The 19489-nt window shown below is 68.1% G+C and carries 10 protein-coding genes; 6 read left to right on the top strand and 4 right to left on the bottom strand.

Features of this window, described 5'->3' with window-relative positions:
- Nucleotides 1–213 precede the first annotated feature (213 nt).
- The 5 genes from GH681_RS11275 (at nucleotide 214) to GH681_RS11295 (ending at nucleotide 11891) form a co-directional block, all read left to right on the top strand.
- Complete coding sequence (locus tag GH681_RS11275; RefSeq protein ID WP_153161565.1) at nucleotides 214–1488, top strand: MdtA/MuxA family multidrug efflux RND transporter periplasmic adaptor subunit; 1275 nt, start codon at nucleotides 214–216, stop codon at nucleotides 1486–1488.
- A 375-nt stretch (nucleotides 1489–1863) separates the two neighbouring features.
- A complete protein-coding gene (locus GH681_RS11280) occupies nucleotides 1864–4944 on the top strand; it encodes an MdtB/MuxB family multidrug efflux RND transporter permease subunit (protein WP_153161566.1) in 3081 nt (1026 codons plus the stop codon).
- A gap of 1144 nt (nucleotides 4945–6088) precedes the next feature.
- Nucleotides 6089–9196, top strand: coding sequence for a multidrug efflux RND transporter permease subunit (locus tag GH681_RS11285; RefSeq protein WP_153161567.1), 3108 nt, complete (start codon nucleotides 6089–6091; stop codon nucleotides 9194–9196).
- 158 nt (nucleotides 9197–9354) lie between these two features.
- Nucleotides 9355–10728 (top strand): efflux transporter outer membrane subunit, encoded by a 1374-nt coding sequence (locus GH681_RS11290; protein ID WP_228111876.1) that lies wholly within the window; start codon nucleotides 9355–9357, stop codon nucleotides 10726–10728.
- Nucleotides 10729–10841: 113 nt separating this feature from the next.
- The gene (locus tag GH681_RS11295) at nucleotides 10842–11891 is read left to right on the top strand and encodes a patatin-like phospholipase family protein (RefSeq protein ID WP_153161569.1); all 1050 of its coding nucleotides are present in this window, start codon (nucleotides 10842–10844) and stop codon (nucleotides 11889–11891) included.
- 1 nt (nucleotide 11892) lies between these two features.
- Here GH681_RS11295 and GH681_RS11300 read toward each other — a convergent pair whose 3' ends face one another.
- Nucleotides 11893–12657: a sulfite exporter TauE/SafE family protein gene (locus GH681_RS11300; RefSeq protein WP_153161570.1), complete on the bottom strand. Its 765-nt coding sequence runs from the start codon at nucleotides 12655–12657 to the stop codon at nucleotides 11893–11895.
- 237 nt (nucleotides 12658–12894) lie between these two features.
- On the opposite strand from GH681_RS11300, the gene GH681_RS24050 reads away from it, so the two are divergent.
- Nucleotides 12895–15012 carry a methyl-accepting chemotaxis protein gene (locus tag GH681_RS24050; RefSeq protein WP_194271211.1) on the top strand — a complete coding sequence of 706 codons (2118 nt, stop codon included), beginning with the start codon at nucleotides 12895–12897 and terminating at the stop codon, nucleotides 15010–15012.
- Nucleotides 15013–15100: 88 nt separating this feature from the next.
- On the opposite strand, the gene GH681_RS11310 is transcribed toward GH681_RS24050, so the two are convergent.
- The 3 genes from GH681_RS11310 to GH681_RS11320 all read right to left on the bottom strand — a co-directional run bounded on the left by GH681_RS11310 (nucleotide 15101) and on the right by GH681_RS11320 (nucleotide 19249).
- Nucleotides 15101–16183 (bottom strand): alpha-hydroxy acid oxidase, encoded by a 1083-nt coding sequence (locus tag GH681_RS11310; RefSeq protein WP_153161572.1) that lies wholly within the window; start codon nucleotides 16181–16183, stop codon nucleotides 15101–15103.
- Between the two features lie 26 nt (nucleotides 16184–16209).
- Nucleotides 16210–16890 carry a Fe2+-dependent dioxygenase gene (locus GH681_RS11315; protein WP_153161573.1) on the bottom strand — a complete coding sequence of 227 codons (681 nt, stop codon included), beginning with the start codon at nucleotides 16888–16890 and terminating at the stop codon, nucleotides 16210–16212.
- Nucleotides 16891–16969: 79 nt separating this feature from the next.
- Nucleotides 16970–19249, bottom strand: coding sequence for a TonB-dependent siderophore receptor (locus GH681_RS11320; protein ID WP_228111877.1), 2280 nt, complete (start codon nucleotides 19247–19249; stop codon nucleotides 16970–16972).
- Nucleotides 19250–19489: the final 240 nt, after the last annotated feature.

The raw sequence follows: 19489 nt of genomic DNA on the forward strand, positions 1-19489 counted from the left end.
GCCAAACAATGACAGTCTCCCACTACCCACTACCCACTACCCACTACCCACTACCCACTACCCACTACCCACTACCCACTACCCACTACCCACGCCAGCCTTGACGTGCTTTAACAGTCGCATCGTGTAGCATTGCCTGCTGCTATTGCCCGGCCCCTGCCGGGTCTTCCCGGCGGTTTCCAGTTGGCCGGGCGCGTTCCGGAAAAAGTCTCCATGTCCAGCCCTTCAAACGCTTCGTCTCCTTCTTCGTCATCCGTATCGCCCCCCCGGAAACGTCGGATCTGGCCCTACCTCGTGGGGCTGGCCGTGATCGCGGCCGGCGGGTGGTATGCCACCCACCGGCCCGCGCCCGAAGGGGAGGGCGGCGGCAAGCCTTCGGAAGCCCGTCGTGGGGGCCCCGGCGGGCGCGGTGACAGGCCGATCCCGGTGACGCTGGAGACCATCACCACCCGCGACGTGCGCGTGGTGGTGCCGGCGCTGGGCAGCGTGGTGCCGCGCAACCAGGTGGTGGTGCGCGCGCGGGTGGATGGCCCGCTGCTGGCGGTCAAATTTACCGAAGGCCAGCCGGTGAAGGCCGGCGAGGTGCTCGCCCTGATCGACCCGGAGCCCTTCAAGGCCGCGCTGGAGCAGGCCCGTGGCACCCTCGCCCGGGACGCCGCACTGCTGAAGAACGCCAAGATCGACCTCGACCGCTACCGCGGCCTGCTCGCCCAGGATTCCATCGCCAAGCAGCAGGTGGATACCCAGGAGGCGCTGGTGCGCCAGTACCAGGGCACCGTGCAGGCCGATGAAGCCGCGGTGAAGAGCGCCGAGCTGCAGCTCTCCTACACCACCATCAAGGCGCCGATCGCCGGGCGCGCGGGCCTGCGAACGGTCGACCCGGGCAACATGGTCAAGGCCTCCGACACCAACGGCCTCGTCACCATCGCCCAGGTCACCCCGATCACCGCCGTCTTTGCGGTGCCGGAAGACCGCCTGCCGGCCATCATGGCGCGGGTGAAGTCCGGCGCCGGGCTGGGGGTGGAAGCGTGGGACCGGGACATGAAACAGCGCCTCGCCGAAGGCAAACTGCTGGCGGTGGATAGCCTCATCGACACCACCACCGGCACCGTCAAGCTGAAGGCCGAGTTCGCCAACAAGGACGGCAGCCTGTTCCCCAACCAGTTCGTCAACGTGCGCCTGCTGCTCGACACGCTCACTGGCGTGGTGGCGGTGCCCACCGCCGCGCTCCAGCAGGGCGCCAAGGGGCGCTTCGTGTATCGCCTGGGCGAAGGCGGCAAGGTGGCCGCGGTGCCGGTCAAGCTCGGCGCCACCGATGCCGGCGTGGCGGTGGTTGAAGATGGCCTCGCTGCCGGCGACAAGGTGGTGGTGGATGGCCTCGACAAGCTGAAGGACGGCGCGATGGTGGAAGCCATCGACCCGAAGGTGGTGGATGCGCCGGGCCGCGAGAAAAAGCGCGGCAATGGCGGCGGCCGGCCGGGGCATTGAGCGGATGGTCAGCCAGATCGACACGGCGATGGCCTGCCAGGGCGGCCTCCGTCGCCCGTCCCCGTCCTGTAGGTCGGACTTCAGTCCGACAACGCGGGTTGATCGGGCAGGGTTTGTCGGACTGAAGTCCGACCTACAGGGCCTTGATGTTTTTCGGTGTGACGGCGCCGAGTGGGGGCGCGGCATGAACCCCTCCCGCCTCTTCATCCTGCGCCCGGTGGCCTGCTGGGGTAGCTTCCGTCGTCCGTCCCCGTCCTGTAGGTCGGACTTCAGTCCGACATCACGGGTTGGTCAGGCAGGGTGTGTCGGACTGAAGTCCGACCTACAGGGCCTTGATGTTTTTCGGTGTGACGGCGCTGAGCGGGGGCGCGAGACATGAACCCCTCCCGTCTCTTCATCCTGCGCCCGGTGGCCACGTCGCTGCTGATGGTGGCGATCCTGCTGGCGGGCCTGGTGGCCTACCGGCTGCTGCCGATCTCGGCGCTGCCCGAGGTGGATTACCCCACCATCCAGGTCAAGACGCTGTACCCCGGCGCCAGCCCGGATGTGATGACCTCGGCCATCACCGCGCCGCTGGAACGCCAGTTTGGGCAGATGCCGGGGCTGGACGAGATGTCGTCCAGCAGCTCGGGCGGGGCGTCGGTCATCACCCTGCGCTTCACCCTGTCGATGGGGCTGGACGTGGCCGAGCAGCAGGTACAGGCGGCGATCAACGCGGCCTCGAACCTGCTGCCCACCGATCTGCCCGCGCCGCCCACCTATAGCAAGGTCAATCCGGCCGACGCGCCCATCCTCACCCTGGCGGTGAGTTCGCCCAGTCTGCCGATCACCCGCATCCATGATCTGGTGGAAAGCCGCCTCGCCCAGAAGATCGCCCAGGTGCCCGGCGTGGGCCTGGTGAGCATCGCCGGCGGACGCCGCCCGGCGGTGCGGGTGCAGGTCAATCCGACCGCCGCCGCGGCCTACGGGCTGGGGCTGGAGGACATCCGCACGGCCATCGCCAACGCCAACGTCACCCAGGCCAAGGGCAGCTTCGACGGCCCCCAGCGCGCCTCCACCATCGACGCCAACGACCAGCTGCGCTCGGCGGATGAATACGCGAAGCTGATCGTCGCCTACAAAAACGGCAACCCGATCCGCCTTTCCGACGTGGCCACCCTCGTCGATGGCGCCGAGAACCTGCGCCTCGCCGCCTGGGCCGACCGCCAGGACGCGGTGATCATCAACGTGCAGCGCCAGCCCGGCGCCAACGTGATCGAGGTGGCCGACAAGGTGACGGCGCTGCTGCCGCAGATGACCGCCAGCCTGCCTGCGTCGCTGGACGTGCGGGTCATCAACGACCGCACCACCACCATCCGCGCCTCGGTGCACGACGTGCAGATCGAGCTGGTGCTGGCGGTGGCGCTGGTGGTGATGGTGATCTTCCTGTTCCTGCGCAGCGTGCCGGCCACCATCATCCCCAGCGTGGCGGTGCCCCTGTCCATCGTCGGCACCTTCGGGGTGATGTACCTCGCCGGCTTCAGCCTCAACAACCTCACCCTGATGGCGCTCACCATCTCCACCGGCTTCGTGGTGGACGACGCCATCGTGATGATCGAGAACATCGCCCGCTACGTGGAGGAGGGCGAATCGCCGATGGAAGCGGCGCTGAAGGGCGCGAAGCAGATCGGCTTCACCATCATCTCGCTCACCTTCTCGCTGATCGCGGTGCTCATCCCGCTGCTCTTCATGGCGGATGTGGTGGGCCGGCTGTTCCGGGAGTTCGCCATCACCATGGCCATCGCCATCCTCATCTCGGCGGTAGTGTCCCTCACCCTCACGCCGATGATGTGCGCGCGGCTGCTGCGCCACGTGCCCGAGGGCGAGCAGGGCTGGTTCTACAAGACGATGGGCGACTTCTTCGACCGGGTGATCGCCCGCTACGGAGTGATGCTCGAATGGGTGCTGGCGCGGCAGGGGCTCACCTTGATCGTCGCGGTGGGCACCCTGGCGCTCACCGTGCTGCTCTACGTCCTGGTGCCCAAAGGCTTCTTTCCGGTGCAGGACACCGGCGCGATCCAGGGCATCACCGAGGCCGACCAGTCGATCTCCTTCGGCGCCATGGCCGAGCGCCAGCAGGCGGTGGCCGAGGTGGTGCTGAAAGACCCGGCGGTGGCCGGCCTGTCGTCCTTCATCGGCGTGGATGGCACCAACGCCACCCTCAACAGCGGGCGCCTGCTCATCAGCCTCAAGCCCCGCGGCGAGCGCGACGCCAGCGCCAGCGCGGTGATCCGCCGCCTGCAGCCGGCGCTGCAGAAGGTCGCCGGCATCACCCTCTACATGCAGCCGGTGCAGGATCTGTCCATCGAGGATCGGGTGAGCCGCACCCAGTACCAGTTCTCGATGATGGCGCCGGATGCCGCGCTGCTCTCCGAATGGGTGCCGAAGCTGCTCGAACGCATGCGCGACCTGCCCCAGCTCGCCGACGTGGCCTCGGACCTGCAGGACAACGGCCTGCAGGCGTGGATCGAGATCGACCGGGCCAGCGCCGCCCGGCTGGGGGTGAGCACCGCCGCCATCGACAACGCTCTCTACAACGCCTACGGCCAGCGGCTGGTGTCGACGATCTTCACCCAGACCACCCAGTACCGGGTGGTGCTGGAGGTGAAGCCCGAGTTCCGCGGCACGCCGGACGCCATCGCCAAGCTCTACGTGGCCGGCACCGGCGGCGTGCAGGTGCCCTTGTCGTCGGTGGTCAAGGTGAGCGAGCGCCCGGCCACCCTGGCGGTGAATCACCTGGGGCAGTTCCCGGCGGCAACGCTGTCGTTCAACCTCGCCCCCGGCGCCGCGCTGGGTGACGCGGTGGACGCGATCCGCGCCGCCGAGGCCGGGCTGGGGATGCCGGTGAGCATCGAGACCCACTTCCAGGGCGCCGCGCTGGCCTTCCAGTCGTCCCTCACCAGCACGCTGCTGTTGATCCTCGCCGCGGTGGTGACCATGTACATCGTGCTGGGTGTGCTCTACGAGAGCTACATCCACCCGGTGACGATTCTTTCCACGCTGCCCTCGGCCGGTGTCGGCGCCTTGCTGGCCCTGCTGGTGGCCCGCACCGAGCTGGGCATCGTGGGGATCATCGGCATCGTGCTCCTCATCGGCATCGTCAAGAAGAACGCGATCATGATGATCGACTTTGCACTGGATGCGCAGCGGAGCAGCGGCCTCGGCCCCCGCGAGGCGATCTTCCAGGCCTGCCTGCTGCGCTTCCGGCCGATCCTGATGACGACCCTCGCGGCGCTCCTGGGCGCGCTGCCGCTGATGCTGGGCAACGGCGTCGGCTCCGAACTCCGCCAGCCCCTGGGCATCACCCTGGTCGGCGGGCTGCTGGTGAGCCAGGTGTTGACGTTATTCACCACGCCGGTGATCTACCTGGCCTTCGACCGCCTCGCGCGGCGGGTGAAGGGGGAGGGCGCAGCGTGAGCGGAGCTTCGGGCTGGCGTGATGCAGTTCTGCGCTCCGCGATTGATGCTTTTTTGTGCGATGTTGCTGCAAAAAGCATCAATCGCGGAGTTCGGAACTGCATCGATGCAGAAAATAACTCGGCCTTTGCTGCAAATAGCAGCATTCATGCACTTATCAGGTGCGTGAGTGGAGGAGAGAACTGCATCGTTGCTGCTAAAAGCAGCGGTGGTGGAGTTGTTTGGTGCGTTGATGGAGTGAATGACTGCATTAGGGAGGGCGATGCCCTTGTAGGTCGGACTTCAGTCCGACATCGCGGCCCGTTGCTGCGTTTTGAGTGCAGTGATGCGCCGCGCCTGATCGATTGCGGGTCGCTGGCGTTTGCTTTTGGTGGTTGTTTCAGTAGGGTTCGGCCGGGACTCGCCCCGGCGGGCGACCTACTTTCTTGCTTCGCCAAGAAAGTAGGCAAAGAAGGCGACCCGGCTTCACCGGTCGGCCTTCGGCCGACTCCCCTGCGCTGCTCGCAACAGGCGGCCGGTGTCGCGAACTCGCCCTTCGGGCTCAAACAGCGACCCCGGAAAGCCCCGCCTGCTGCTGTGCTGCTCGGCGGATCAGACGGGCTTTTCGGAATCACCGAGCCTTGGCTGGGGCTGTCGTCGGAATTGAACGGGTGGAGAAAAGCACGTCGTTCCCGTGCGTTCGATCGCAACGATCGCCTCCGTAAAGGCACGGTGCCCGGCAATGGCCCGTCTGAACCTTTGATCCGCACAGCAACGGGCGGGGAAGTCCGGCGCAGCTGTTTGAGCCCGCAGGGCGAGTTCTGCGCCGGCCGCCCGTTGCGAGCAGCGCAGGGGAGTCGTCCGCAACGCGGACGACCGGTGAAGCCGGGTCGCCTTTCTTGCTTACTTCTTTGGCGAAGCAAAGAAGTAAGTCGCCCGCCGGGGGCGAATTCCCCGGCCAATCCCTGCTGGGTGAAGCATCACAGACAAACGTCAGCCGGCAGCCGTCGACCACCCGATGCCAATCCCTGCCAACCGAAGGCACTCCCTGTAGGTCGGACTTCAGTCCGACATCCGTCGTGGGGGATGGCGTGGCGTGTCGGACTAAAGTCCGACCTACAGGTCAGCGGGCCCGCCCGCCGGGGGGCAACAATGGGGACCACCCCATGAACCTCTCCCGCCTTTTCATCTTCCGCCCCGTCGCCACCACGCTGCTCACGCTGGCCATCGCGCTGGCGGGTGCGATCGCCTTCCGCCTGCTGCCGGTGGCGCCGCTGCCGCAGGTGGAATACCCGACCATCTCGGTCTCTGCCAGCCTGCCCGGGGCGAGTCCGGAGGTGATGGCGTCCACCGTGGCCGGGCCGCTGGAGCGGATCTTCGGGCAGATCGCCGGGGTGACGGAGATGACCTCCACCAGCACCCTCGGCTCCACCCGGGTGACGCTGCAGTTCGACCTCTCCCGCAGCATCGACGGCGCCGCCCGGGAGGTGCAGGCCGCCATCAACGCGGCGCGCAGCCAGCTGCCCACCAGCCTGCCCAGCAACCCCACCTATCGCAAGGTGAACCCGGCCGACACGCCGATCATCATCCTGGCGCTCACGTCGGCCACCATGTCGCAAGGGCAGCTCTACGATGCGGCGTCCACCGTGCTGGCCCAGCGGCTGGCGCAGGTAGACGGTGTGGGGCAGGTGAGCATCGGCGGCAGTTCGCTGCCGGCGGTGCGTGTCGAGCTCGACCCGGATCGCCTCGCCGGCAACGGGCTCAACCTGGATGACGTGCGCACCGCCATCGTCGGTGCCAACGCCAACCGGCCCAAGGGTGTGCTGGAGGACGAGCGTCATGCCTGGCAGGTGGGCGCCAACGATCAGGCGCGCACCGCCGAGGATTACAAGCCCCTCATCGTTTCGTGGAAGAACGGCGCCGCGGTGCGCCTCGCCGACGTGGCGCGGGTGCGCGACGGGGTCGAGAACGACCGCAACTACGGCTACGCCAACGGCCGCCCGGCGGTGCTGCTGATGATCAACCGCCAGCCCGGCGCCAACATCATCGAGACGGTGGATCGGGTCAATGAGTTGCTGCCGCGCCTGTCGGCCAGCATCTCGCCGGCCATCGACCTCACCGTGGTGATGGACCGCACGCCCACCATCCGCGGCTCGCTGAAGGAGGTGGAGCGCACCCTGGCGATCTCGGTGGCGCTGGTGGTGATGGTGGTCTTCCTGTTCCTGCGCAGCGCCCGCGCCACGGTGATCCCCAGCGTGGTGGTGCCGGTGTCGCTGATCGGCACCTTCGCGGTGATGTACCTGGCCGGCTACAGCCTCGACAACCTGTCGCTGATGGCGCTCACCATCGCCACCGGCTTTGTGGTGGACGACGCCATCGTGGTGCTGGAGAACATCGCCCGCCACGTGGACGAGGGCATGTCGCCTCGCCGGGCGGCGCTCAAGGGGGCGCGGGAAATCGGCTTCACGGTGGTGTCCATGAGCCTGTCGCTGATCGCCGCCTTCATCCCCATCCTCGCCATGGGCGGGCTGGTGGGGCGGCTGTTCCGGGAGTTTGCGGTGACGCTGTCGGCGGCGATCCTGGTGTCGATGGTGGTGTCGCTCACCGCCACACCGATGATGTGCGCCCGCCTGCTGCGTCCGCGCCCGGCCGAGGACGCGCCCCGCAGCCGCTTCGACCGCGTCGTCGGCGGCGTGCTCGATGCGCTGGTGGCGGGCTACCGGCGCACGCTCGGCTGGGCGCTGGATCATCGCTGGCCGGTGCTGCTGGTGCTTGCCGCCACCATCGGCTTCAACGTTTACCTCTACAACACCATCCCCAAGGGCTTCTTTCCGCAACAGGACACCGGCCGCCTGCGGGGCTTCGTCGAGGCTGACCAGGCGATCTCCTTCCAGGCCATGAAGGCCAAGATGGACAGCTTCCTCGCCATCGTCGGCGCCGATCCGGCGGTGGATAACGTCACCGGCTTCACCGGCGGCAGCCAGCGCAACTACGGTTCGATGTTCATCACCCTCAAGCCCATCGGCGAGCGCAAGGAATCGGCCGACGCGGTGGTGGGCCGGCTGCGCAAGAAGCTCGCCAAGGTGCCCGGCGCCAACCTCTACCTGAGCCCGGTGCAGGACATCCGGATCGGCGGGCGCTCCAGCAACTCGGCCTATCAATTCACCCTGCAGTCCGACAGCCTCGACGAGCTGCGCATCTGGGAGCCGCGCATCCGCAACGCCATGAGCCGGCTCGACGAGATCGTGGATGTGTCCACCGACCAGCAGGACGCCGGCCCCCAGACCAGCGTGGTCATCGACCGGGACGCCGTGGCCCGCCAGGGGCTGACCATGCGCGCCGTCACCACGGCCCTCAACAACGCCTACGGCCAGCGCCAGGTGTCCACCATCTACAACCCGCTCAACCAGTACCGGGTGGTGATGGAGGCGATGCCGAGCTACCTGCAGGGGCCGGACTCCCTCGCCCAGCTCACCCTGGTTTCGCCCACCGGCGGGCTGGTGCCCCTGTCGGCCATCGCCCGCTTCGAGACCACCCTGGCGCCCCTGTCGGTCAATCACCAGGGCGGCTCGGCGGCCTCGACGATCAGCTTCTCGCTGCCCGAGGGCGGCTCCATCGGCACCGCCACGGCGGCGATCAACGACGCGCTGGCCAGGATCGGCGTGCCGGTGGGCATCCGCACCAGCTTCGAGGGCTCGGCCGGCGCCTTCCAGAAATCCATGAGCACCCAGCCGCTGCTGATCCTCGCCGCCCTCGTCACCATCTACATCGTGCTGGGCATTTTGTACGAGAGCCTGATCCATCCGATCACCATTCTGTCGACCCTGCCCTCGGCAGGCGTTGGCGCGCTGCTGGCGCTGATGGCGGTGGACATGGAGTTCAGCCTCATCGCGATGATCGGGGTGATCCTGCTCATCGGCATCGTCAAGAAGAACGCCATCATGATGATCGACGTGGCCATCGAGCTGATGCGCCGAGAAGGCGCCAGCGCCCGCAACGCCATCCACCGGGCCTGCGTGCTGCGCTTCCGGCCGATCCTGATGACCACCCTGGCCGCGCTGTTCGGGGCGATCCCGCTGGCCATCGGTGCGGGCGATGGCGCCGAGCTGCGTCAGCCCCTGGGCATCGCCATCGTCGGCGGCCTGATCCTGAGCCAGATCCTCACCCTGTACACCACGCCGGTGGTGTTCGTGGCGCTGAGCCGGTTCGCCCGGGGAACGAAAAAATACGAAACCGGCGCCGTGGCACAGCCCGCGCTGGATGGAGCACGCTGAACATGAAACACCTGGTTGTCGAATGTCCCCCCAGCCCCGGCAGGTCAACCTGTAGGTCGGACTTTAGTCCGACATGCGCGGGTCGATCAGGCGGTGTTGTCGGACTGAAGTCCGACCTACAGGTCAACCTACAGAAGGCGCTGGCTATCGCTGCTACGATGTGCCTGTCGGCCTGCACCATCGGCCCCGACTATGTCCGCCCGACCGTCGACACCCCCGCCGCCTTCAAGGAAGCCGGCGACTGGAAGCCCGCCACGCCCCAGAGCCCGGCCAGCGGCGACACCTGGTGGACCGCCTTCGGCGATCCGGTGCTCGATGCGCTGCAGGCCCAGGTGGAGGTCTCCAATCAGAATCTGCGCGCCGCTGAAGCCCAGTTCCGCCAGGCCCAGGCCCTGGCCGACGCGGCCCGGGCGAGCTGGTTCCCGACCATCAACGCCACTGCCGGCGCGACCCGCTCGGCCACCTCGGCGGCCACCGACGCCGCCGGCAGCGCGCCGCCCCGCAACAGCTTCAACCTCGGTGCCACCGCCAGCTGGGAGGCCGACGTGTGGGGCCGTATCGCCCGCAACGTCGAGGCCGCCGACCTGCGCGCCACCGCCAGCGAGGCCGACCTCGCCGCCGCGCGCCTGTCGGCCCATGCCAGCCTCGCCCAGAGCTACTTCCAGCTGCGCGCGGCGGACCGCCAGAAGCAGCTCCTCGACGCGGCCGTGACCGCCTACGAGCGCTCCCTCAAGCTCACCCAGAACCGCTACGCCGCCGGCGTGGCGGGCAAAGCCGACGTGGTCCAGGCCGAAAGCACGCTCCGCAGCGCCCGCGCCTCGGCGCTGGACGCGGCCCTGTCGCGCAGCCAGTTTGAACACGCCATCGCGGTGCTGGTGGGCAAGGCCCCGGCGGATTTCGCCATCGCCCCGGTGGATGGCCCGCTGCCCACGGCCAGCGTGCCGGTCACGCTGCCGTCGACGCTGCTGGAGCGCCGACCCGACATCGCCGCGGCCGAGCGCCGCGTCGCTGCCGCCAACGCCGCCATCGGCGCCGCCCAGGCCGCGCGCTTCCCGGTGCTGGGCCTCACCGCGTCGGCGGGCTTCCGCCGCTCCGACATCGCCGACCTCATCACCGCCCCCAGCCGATATTGGTCCCTCGGCCCTACGCTGGCCGCGACGATCTTCGACGCCGGCGCCAAGAAGGCCGCCGTCGGCCAGGCCCAGGCCAGCTGGGAACAGGCCGTCGCCACCTACCGCCAGACCGTGCTGGTGGCCTTCCAGGAGGTCGAGGACAACCTCGCCGCCGCCCGCTACCTCGAAGCCGCTGCCGCCGAACAGGCCGCCGCCGTGGCCGCCGCTGCCGAGGCGGAGACCATCGCCGAGAACCAGTACCGCGCCGGCACCGTGAGCTACCTCAACGTCGTCACCGCCCAGGCCACCCATCTCGCCGCCCGCCGCACCGCCAACGACCTCGCCGCCCGTCGGCTGGTGGCCGCGGTGCTGCTGGCGAAGAACGCCGGCGGGAGCGTGAGCGCGCCAAAAATTCCGTGAATTGCCTCGTGGCGAAGGTAATGACTTGAACTTTCGTCACTTTCCTTCATCCATACTTAGAGTATGGTGCAGTGCACAATCCAGTGTCTGCACGAAGAATGAAGGAGTCGAGCATGTTCCGAAAGCGATGGTGGAAGGGTGAAAGCAGTGCTGCGCCGGGCCTGAGTCTGGCCTTGCAGGGCGGTGGCGCCCACGGTGCCTACACCTGGGGCGTGCTCGACCGGCTGCTGGAAGACGGCTTGGCGCTGGAAGGCATCAGCGGCACCAGCGCGGGGGCGATGAACGCGGTGGCCCTGGCCCAGGGCTGGACGACCGGTGGCGCCGAAGGTGCACGGGAGAGCCTCTCCGCCTTCTGGGAAGCGGTGGCCGACAGCGCGCCGCGGGAGCTCGACCTGCTCCACAGCCTCAACCCCGCCGGCATGGGCTCGCTGCCCGGGCCGATGAGCATGATGCTGGGCCTCACCCATCTCTTTTCGCCCTACGAGTTCAACCCCTACGAACTCAACCCCCTGCGCGACGTGGTGCGCGCCCAGTTCGACTTCGAGCGCATCCGCAAGGATTGCCGGCTCAAGCTGTTCATCGCTGCCACCCGGGTGAAGACCGGCAAGGTGCGCCTGTTCCGCACTGACGAACTCACCGAGGAGGCGGTGCTCGCTTCGGCCTGTCTGCCCACGCTCCACCACGCGGTCGAGATCGACGGCGAGGACTACTGGGACGGCGGCTTCACCGCCAACCCGGGGATTTACCCGCTGATCTACGAGTGTTCCACCCCGGACATCCTGCTGGTGATCCTCAACCCGCTCTCGCGGCCCGAGCCGCCGCGCACGGCCGACGAGATTGCGGCCCGCACCATGGAACTGGGCTTCTCGACCACCTTTCTGCGTGAGATGCGGATGATCGCCCACGCCCGCAGCTACATCGACGAGAGCCGCAGCTGGATGCCCCTGGGGCGCTTCGAACGCAAGCTGATGAACCTGCGCTTCCATCTCATCGAGGCGGAAGAGCTGCTGGAAGCCGGCAAGGGCAGCAAGATGAACGCCGCCCGGGCGTTTTTGCACGATCTGCGCGACCTGGGCCGGGCCCGGGCTGCCCGGTGGATCCGCACCCAGCGCCGCTACGTGGGGCAGCGGGGCACGGTGGATCTGGCCGAGGTGTTTTCCTGATCTACTTCAGCCGGGCCATCACCAGCGGACTTACAAGCAGCCACAGGGCGGTGAGCAGCAGCATCGCCGCGAAGGCCGTGCGCATCTGCTTCTCGGGCAGGCGATGGGCCAGGCTGACCCCGGCCGACACCGTGAGCAGCCCGCTCGCCGCCATGGGCAGGCCGATCTTCCAATCCACCTGCCCGGCGCCGGCATACACCGCCAGTGCCACCACCGAGCTGGGCGCCACCAGCGCCAGGGACAGGCTCTGGGCCACCGTCTGCTTCTGCCCGAAGAAGCCAGTGATGAGCGGCGTGGCTACCAGCCCGCCACCCACGCCCAGCAGACCCATGCAGCTGCCGCCCACCACGCCCACCAGCGGCAGGTAGCGGGGCGCGATCTTCGGTTTTGATTCGGCCGCGCCCTTGCGGCGGGCCAGCATGCGTAGCGCCACCCCCAGCAGGAAGACGCTGAAGACCACCTTCAGGACGGCCGGGTTGAGGGCGTTGGCAAAGTGCGCCACACCCCAGGTGGCAGCCATCGAGATCACGCCGATGGTCAGCGCCTGGCGGGCGGGCACCGGGTGGCGCTGGTTGTAGCGCCACCAGCCCACCAGCAGGTTGGGCACCATCAGCACCAGCGCGGTGCCCTGGGCCATGGGCTGTGCCATGCCGTAGCCGATCACGAACAGCGGCACCGCGATGATCCCGCCGCCGATCCCGAACAGGCCGCCAAAGAAACCCAGGCCGGCGCCCACGACGAGGGCGGGCAGAACATGAAGCAGCATGGTTGGCGATACCGGCAGGACGGGTGACCGATGATAGCCATCCGGCCACTCACGTCGATGCGGGAAAACCGACAGGAGGCCGCCCGCCCAGGGCGTTGGAGCGCTGCGGTTTAGTTTTTTGTCGTGATTACCGTAAACACCCCCTCTGACGGTGCGCCGATGCGCACCGTCCATCTTCACGCTGCCGGCGGGCTGGCGTGATTGTTAGAACCAGCTGGGGTGTGAGCAATGAATCAAATGACGATCGGCAGGCGTCTTGCGTTTGGGTTTGGGTTTGTGCTGGCGCTGGGGCTGTTCGTTGTCGCGGTGGCAATCTACAACCTCGTCGAGCTGCGCCAGCAGTTTGGCGAGTTCGAGAGCCGGATCGTGGCGCGGGAGCGGCTCGCTTACCGGGGCCAGGTGGCGCTGGGCAACGGCATTCACTATTTCAAGAACACGGTGCTGCGCGGGGGCGACTACCCGGGCAAGTTTGCTGCGAGCATGGACGCCATCGACCGAGTCGTCGAAGACTACCGCGCCCTCGGCGACGTCCATCCGGATGCCGCTCAGGCGCTGGAGGACATTGCCGCGGGCAGCCGTAAATACCGGTCGGTGATTGCCCAGGTGGTGGAGATGCGCGGCAACGGGGCCAGCATCAACGAGATCGACAAGGCCATCAGCGGCGCCGACAAGCCCATCGGTGCGGCCTTTGCGCGGCTGCTGGAGCGCCAGTCGGCCGAATCCCACGCGGCCCAGGAGGCCTTCGACGCCAGCGTCAAGCGGACCGTCGAGGAGGTCGCCGTCGTCACCCTGGTGATGCTGCTGGCCGGCGCCCTGGCGGCGTGGATGATCAGCCGCAGCGTGAGCCGGCCGCTGGCCCAGGCCGTCGAGATCAGCCAGGCGGTGGCGCGGGGCAACCTGCCCGAGCAGATCGAGGTGACCAGCAACGACGAGACGGGCCAGCTACTCACCGCCATGAAGCGCATGGTCGACACCTTCCGCGGCTTTGCCGACGCCCAGGCGGAAAACGCCGAGCAGCATGGCAAGGGGATGATCGAACACCGGATCGACGCCGACCGTTTCCCTGGTGTGTACGGAAAGATGGCTGCCTCGATCAACGCGCTGGTGCGCACCCACATCGCGGTGAGTCAGCGGGTGGTCGACGTGGTCGAGCACTACGCGGTGGGCGACCTGACGTTGGACATGGAGCGTCTGCCCGGCCAGCAGGCCCAGATCACGGCGGCGGTGGATGGTGTCAAGGCGTCGATGCTGCGCGTGAATACCCAGATCCAGTCGCTGGTGGATGCGGCGGCGAGCGGCGACTTCCATGCCCGGGGCGACGCGGACGCCTTCCAGCATGAGTTCCGGCGGATGATCGAGGGCCTCAACCGGCTGATGACGGTGAGCGACCTGGGGCTTGGCGAGGTATCGAGGGTGCTCGACGCCCTCGCCACGGGTGATCTCACCCAGCAGATCGAAGGGGATTTCCAGGGTGCCTTCGCCCAGCTGCGGGACAGCACGAACACCACCGTGGCGCAGCTGCGCGAGGTGATCGGCGGGCTGCAGCGCAGCGCGACGGCCATCAACAGCGCAGCCCTCGAGATCGCCACCGGCAACGCCGACCTGTCGCGGCGCACCGAGCAGCAGGCGGCCAGCCTCGAAGAGACCGCCAGCTCGATGGATGAGCTCAACTCCACCGTCCAGCAGAACGCCGACAACGCCCAGCGCACCAGCGTGCTGGCCAGCCAGTCCAACGAGGCGGTGCTGCAGGGCGGCGCGGCCGTGAATCGGGTGGTGACGACCATGGCCGACATCCGCGACAGCTCGCGCAAGATCGCCGAGATCATCGGTGTGATCGACGGCATCGCCTTCCAGACCAACATCCTGGCCCTCAACGCTGCCGTCGAGGCGGCGCGGGCTGGCGAGCAGGGGCGCGGTTTTGCGGTGGTGGCCAACGAGGTGCGGGCGCTGGCCCAGCGCAGCGCCGTGGCCGCCCGGGAGATCAAGGAGCTCATCGCGATGTCGGTGGATAAGGTGGAAGGGGGCGCTGCCCAGGTGGATGAGGCGGGCGCCGCGATGGAAGAGGTGGTCGCCGCCTTCGGGCAGGTGGCCAAGCTGGTGACCGAGATCAGCGGCGCCAGCCGCGAACAGAGCGCCGGCATCAGCCAGGTGGCGCAGGCCATCAGCAAGATGGATGAAGTGACCCAGCACAACGCGGCCCTGGTGGAGGAAGCCTCCGCCGCGGCGGAGAGCCTGGAGCGGCAGGCCCAGGGGCTGACGCAGATCGTGGAGCGCTTCAAGCTGCTGCCTGGCCCGGCGGCCAGCCCGGATGCGGGGGTCGGCAATCCGCCTTCGGCGCAGCGGCGCCGGGCGTGATTGATCGCGCAGCCGGATCGGACGAGAAAGGGCCCGCAGATGCGGGCCCTTTTTTCTGGCTGGCTGGCGGCGGCTTTGCGCCGGGTGGTCAGATCAGGAGGTCGTCCGGAAGGTCGTCCAGGGTGGTGACGCCGCACAGGGCCATGGCGATCTCCAGCTCGTCCCGCAGCAGGCGGATCACATGGGCGACACCCTGGGCACCGGCGTTGGCGAGTCCGAAGATGTAGGGCCGGCCGACGAGCACGGCGCTGGCGCCGAGGGCCATCGCCTTGAGCACGTCGGTGCCGCGGCGGATGCCGCCGTCCACCAGCATGGGCAGGTGGCCGGCGAGGACGTCGGCGATGCGTGGCAGGAGCTCGGCGGTGGCCGGGGCGCTGTCGAGGGTGCGCCCGCCGTGGTTGGAGACGATGATGCCGCCCACCTGCAGGTGCGCCGCCTGGCGGGCGTCGTCCGGGTGAAGGATGCCCTTGAGGATCACAGGCAGGCGGGTCTGGGCCTGCAGCCGGGCGATGTCGTCCCAGGTGGGGGCGATGTGGAGGAGGTCGTCGAAGAGGGCGCTCTGGCCGGGCTGCAAGGCGATGTCCGGGCGCGGCGGAAGGGTGGCCAGGTTGACGGCCGAGATGCCGGGCGGCAGGTGGAAATCGGCCCGGCGCTCCCGGTCGCGGGCGCCGTGGCAGGGGGCGTCGACGGTGAGCACGAGGGCTTCGTAGCCGGCGGCTTCGGCGCGCTGGACGAGCTCGCGGTTGAAGCCGGCGTCGTGCTGCAGGTAGAGCTGCATCCACATGGGGCCCCGGTCGGCGTCGTCGCGCACGGCGCGGGCAACGGTTTCGAGGAGCAGGCTGGACTGGGTGCTGAGCACGAAGCCCGCCTCTTGCGCCGAGGCGGCGACCGCGGTAGCGAGCTCGCCGTCCGGGTGGGCCATGCGCTGGTAGGCCACCGGGGCGAGGAGGATGGGATGGGCGAGGGTGCGCCCGAGGAGCTCGACCCGGGTGTGGCCGCCGGCGGTGGGGCGCAGCACGCGGGGCAGCAGGCGCAGGGCGTTCCAGGCCTGCCGGTTCGCGGCCATGCAGATCTCGTCCGCGGCGCCGCCGGCAAAGTAGGCCCAGGCGTTGTCGTCCAGCACCGTGCGGGCGAGGGCTTCGTGGTCGTCGAGGGAGATCGGGGCGGGCATCGAGGTGCTTTCCGGGAAGGGCGGGCTCAGGTGTCGGCCCACATGCGCAGCAGGTTGTGATAGGTGCCGGTGAGGGCGACGGTTTCGTCGCTTTCGCCATGGGCTTCGCGCAGGCGCATCAGGGCCATGTCCAGGTCGAACAGCAGGCGGCGCTGTTCGTCGCTGCGCACCATGCTCTCGATCCACAGGAAGCACGCCAGCCGGTATCCCCGCGTCACCGGGGTGACCTGGTGGATGCTGGTGCCGGGGTAGAGCACCGCGTGGCCGGCGGGCAGCTTGACGCCGCGGTTGCCGTAGGTGTCCTGCACCATCAGCTCGCCGCCTTCGTATTCGTCCGGATCGGCCAGGAAGACCGTGCACGAGACATCGGTGCGTACCCGCACGCCGTCGCCGCTGAAGCGGATCGCGTTATCCACGTGCTCGCCGTAGAAGGGCGTGTCGCCGCCGTAGCGGTTGACCCGCGGGGTGAAGATCTTCTTGGGCAGGGCGGCGGTGAGGACCAGGGGGTTGCGCTCGATGGCGCCGAGCACCGTGGCGCGGATGCTGCGTGCGGCCAGGCAGTCGTGGGGCAGCTGCTGGTTGAGCTTGACCGTGCGGGCCTGGGTGCCGGCGCTCTCGCGGCCGTCAGCCCAGGGGGCATCGGCGAGCAGGCGGCGGGCTTCGCGGACTTCGTCGGTGGTGAGGAGGTCGGGAATCTGCAGGAGCATCGGCGTTGGGGGAGGTGGGGATTGGGAAATGGGTAGTGGGTAGTTGGGGGGCAGGGGCCCACGGCCCCTGCCGGCGCCGTCAGAACTTCAGGTTGGCGGTGAGGTAGAAGGTGCGGCCGAAGCCCGGCACGTAGTGGCCGGTGTAGAAGGCGTCGGCGTACAGCTTGTTGGTCACGTTGTTGAGGTTGGCCTTGAGCATCAGCTTGTCGGCGATGGCTTCGTATTCGGCCATCAGGTCAGCCGTCACGTAGCCCTGGGAGTAGAAGCCCGGGTTGCGGTTGGGCGTGAGCTTGGTGCGGGCGTTGATGCCCACGCCGGCGCGCAGCTTCTCGGTGAACTGGTAGCTGTTCCATAGGGTGCCTTGGTGCTTGGGGATCAGCGACGGGCGCTGGCCCTGGTTCTCGTCGTTGTTGGTGGGGCTCTTCACGTCGATCTCGGCGTCCCAGATCCAGGTGTAGGAACCGAAGATCTCCCAGCGCGGGGTGATCTTGCCGGCCACGTCCATGTCGAGGCCGGTGGCGTGGCGCTTGCCCGACAGGGTGATGATGCTGGGCACCAGCGGGTCGGTGTTGCGCTCGTTGAGCTTGACGCCACGGAACAGCGCCATGCGGGTGCTCATGGTGCGGCTGGCGTTCTCGATGCGGCCGCCCAGTTCCATGTTGATGGCCTTCTCCGGCGGCACGTCCACCGTCGAGGCGCTGTACGAGTAGGTGTCGCCCGAGGTGTTGAAGGAGGTGGCGTAGGAGAGGTGGTAGGACTCGCGCTCGCTCGGCTGGTAGAGCAGGCCCACGCGCTGGCTGGGCTTGTAGATGGCCTGCTGGTAGTGGGTGACGGCGCCGGTGGTGAGGTTGAACTGGTCGAACTGGCCCGACATGGCGTCGTAGCGCAGGCCGGCGAGGAACTTCCAGTGGGGGATGAATTCGATCAGATCCTGGGCGTAGATGCCGCCGGCGAAGCTCTCGAACTCGGAGGTCTTGCCCGGCACGCGCAGGCTTTCGGGCACGCCCACGCCGTCGTCGGGGGTGCCAACGGTGGTGGTGGGCTTGGTAATGTTGATGCCGCCCTGGGCGGCGGTGCGGGCGCCGAATACTCGCTTCTTCTCCCACGCGAAGTCGACGCCAGCCTGGGCGTTGTGCTTCATGCCCCAGGCTTCGAACTTGCTGGACAGATCGCTCTGGGCCAGCAGGTTTTCGTAGCTCTGCATCTTGGGCTGGAAGCCACGGGTGAGCACGGTGGCGTCGCTGAAGGTGTCGAGCGTGGCGGCCACGCCGCCCGGCTGCAGGCTGGCGGCGCCCAGGCGCACGGTGCTGGCGCGCTGGTCGCGGGTGAAATCGCCCTTGCGCACCTTGGTGACGAGCTCGGTGTCGTTGGAGAAGCGGTGGGTGTGGGTCAGCGTGCCGTAGGTGGCGGTGCCGTAGTTGCGGTCGCTGGCCATGCCGTAATAGTTTTTCGGGTCCACCGGCAGCATGGTGGTCTGGGAGACCGGAGCGCCGGCGTACTTGCGGATCCAGGGCAGGCCGTAGTTGATGCCGTTGTTGTTCTCGAGGCGGAACAGGCCGACCTCGAACTCGTCGCGCCCGCCGATGCCCCAGCGGTAGTCGGCGGCCACGCCCTGCTTGTCGAGGCTGGTGCCGGCGCCGTTGTTGTCGGCCTTGGTGCGCATGGCGTTGATGCGCAGCGCGGCGTCGTCGTCGGTCTTGATGTTGATGTCGGCCACCACGCGGTGGTAGCTGTGGCTGCCCACGGTCACGTCGATCTGGTTCTCGTCGATCAGCCGGGCCTGCTTGTTGACCTGGTTGACCGCGCCGCCGGTGGAGCCGCGGCCGAACAGCATCGACGCGGAGCCGCGCAGCACTTCGACGCGCTCCATGTTGAAGGTGTCGCGGTCGTAGAAGCCCGGGTCGCGCATGCCGTCGATGAAGATGTCGCCCGTGGTGTTGAGCGGGAAACCACGCAGGCGGATGTCTTCCTCGCCGCCTTCGGCCGCCAGGAAGGTGACGCCGGACGTCATCTTGAGGGCTTCCTTGATGGTGTCGATCTTGCGGTCGTCCATCAGCTTTTCGGTGACCACGGTGATGGACTGGGGAATGTCGCGCAGTTCCTGCTTGCCCTTGCCGATGCGGGTGGTGGTGGTGCGCAGGCTGTCCTTGCCCTGGGGCTCGGCTTCGGCGGCGGCTTTCACGACCACCGGCTTGAGGGTCTTGGCGTCGTCGTCGGCCGCCGCGGGCGCGCCCTGGGCCCAGCCGCTCATCGAGGCAGCAAACATCAGCGCGCCCAGGGGCAGGGTGGCCGGATTGGTGTTGGGGGAAGACTGCGGTCGGGGTGCCGGCGCGGGGCGGCGGATTTTTTTGTTAGCCATGTCGGCCTCCGGAGATGAAGCGCCCAGGAAGGGCGTTGGGGTTCATGACCTGAGGCTGGCTGGCTAGGAGTTGGAAGCGCGCGAAGCGGCAACGGCTGGCTTGCCCGAAAGATCTGGTAACAATGGTATTGCAAATACGAATGATTCGCAATAAAGAATCTGGCGCAAGGAAGTGAAAAGTGCCGCTTGCCGCGCGGCGCTGGTGAAAGCCGCGGGCGATGTGGCGTACGGCGGGCGTAA

The sequence above is a fragment of the Zoogloea sp. 1C4 genome, assembly GCF_009469605.1.
Classification (GTDB): Bacteria; Pseudomonadota; Gammaproteobacteria; order Burkholderiales; family Rhodocyclaceae; genus Zoogloea; species Zoogloea oryzae.

What these genes read in the sequence shown, in the direction of transcription:
- GH681_RS11280 (WP_153161566.1), top strand. Translation starts at nt 1,864, where the DNA reads ATGAACCCCTCCCGTCTCTTCATCCTGCGCCCGGTGGCCACGTCGCTG.
- GH681_RS11315 (WP_153161573.1), bottom strand. Translation starts at nt 16,890, where the DNA reads ATGCTCCTGCAGATTCCCGACCTCCTCACCACCGACGAAGTCCGCGAA.
- GH681_RS11310 (WP_153161572.1), bottom strand. Translation starts at nt 16,183, where the DNA reads ATGCCCGCCCCGATCTCCCTCGACGACCACGAAGCCCTCGCCCGCACG.
- GH681_RS24050 (WP_194271211.1), top strand. Translation starts at nt 12,895, where the DNA reads ATGACGATCGGCAGGCGTCTTGCGTTTGGGTTTGGGTTTGTGCTGGCG.
- GH681_RS11290 (WP_228111876.1), top strand. Translation starts at nt 9,355, where the DNA reads ATGTGCCTGTCGGCCTGCACCATCGGCCCCGACTATGTCCGCCCGACC.
- GH681_RS11295 (WP_153161569.1), top strand. Translation starts at nt 10,842, where the DNA reads ATGTTCCGAAAGCGATGGTGGAAGGGTGAAAGCAGTGCTGCGCCGGGC.
- GH681_RS11300 (WP_153161570.1), bottom strand. Translation starts at nt 12,657, where the DNA reads ATGCTGCTTCATGTTCTGCCCGCCCTCGTCGTGGGCGCCGGCCTGGGT.
- GH681_RS11320 (WP_228111877.1), bottom strand. Translation starts at nt 19,249, where the DNA reads ATGGCTAACAAAAAAATCCGCCGCCCCGCGCCGGCACCCCGACCGCAG.
- GH681_RS11285 (WP_153161567.1), top strand. Translation starts at nt 6,089, where the DNA reads ATGAACCTCTCCCGCCTTTTCATCTTCCGCCCCGTCGCCACCACGCTG.
- GH681_RS11275 (WP_153161565.1), top strand. Translation starts at nt 214, where the DNA reads ATGTCCAGCCCTTCAAACGCTTCGTCTCCTTCTTCGTCATCCGTATCG.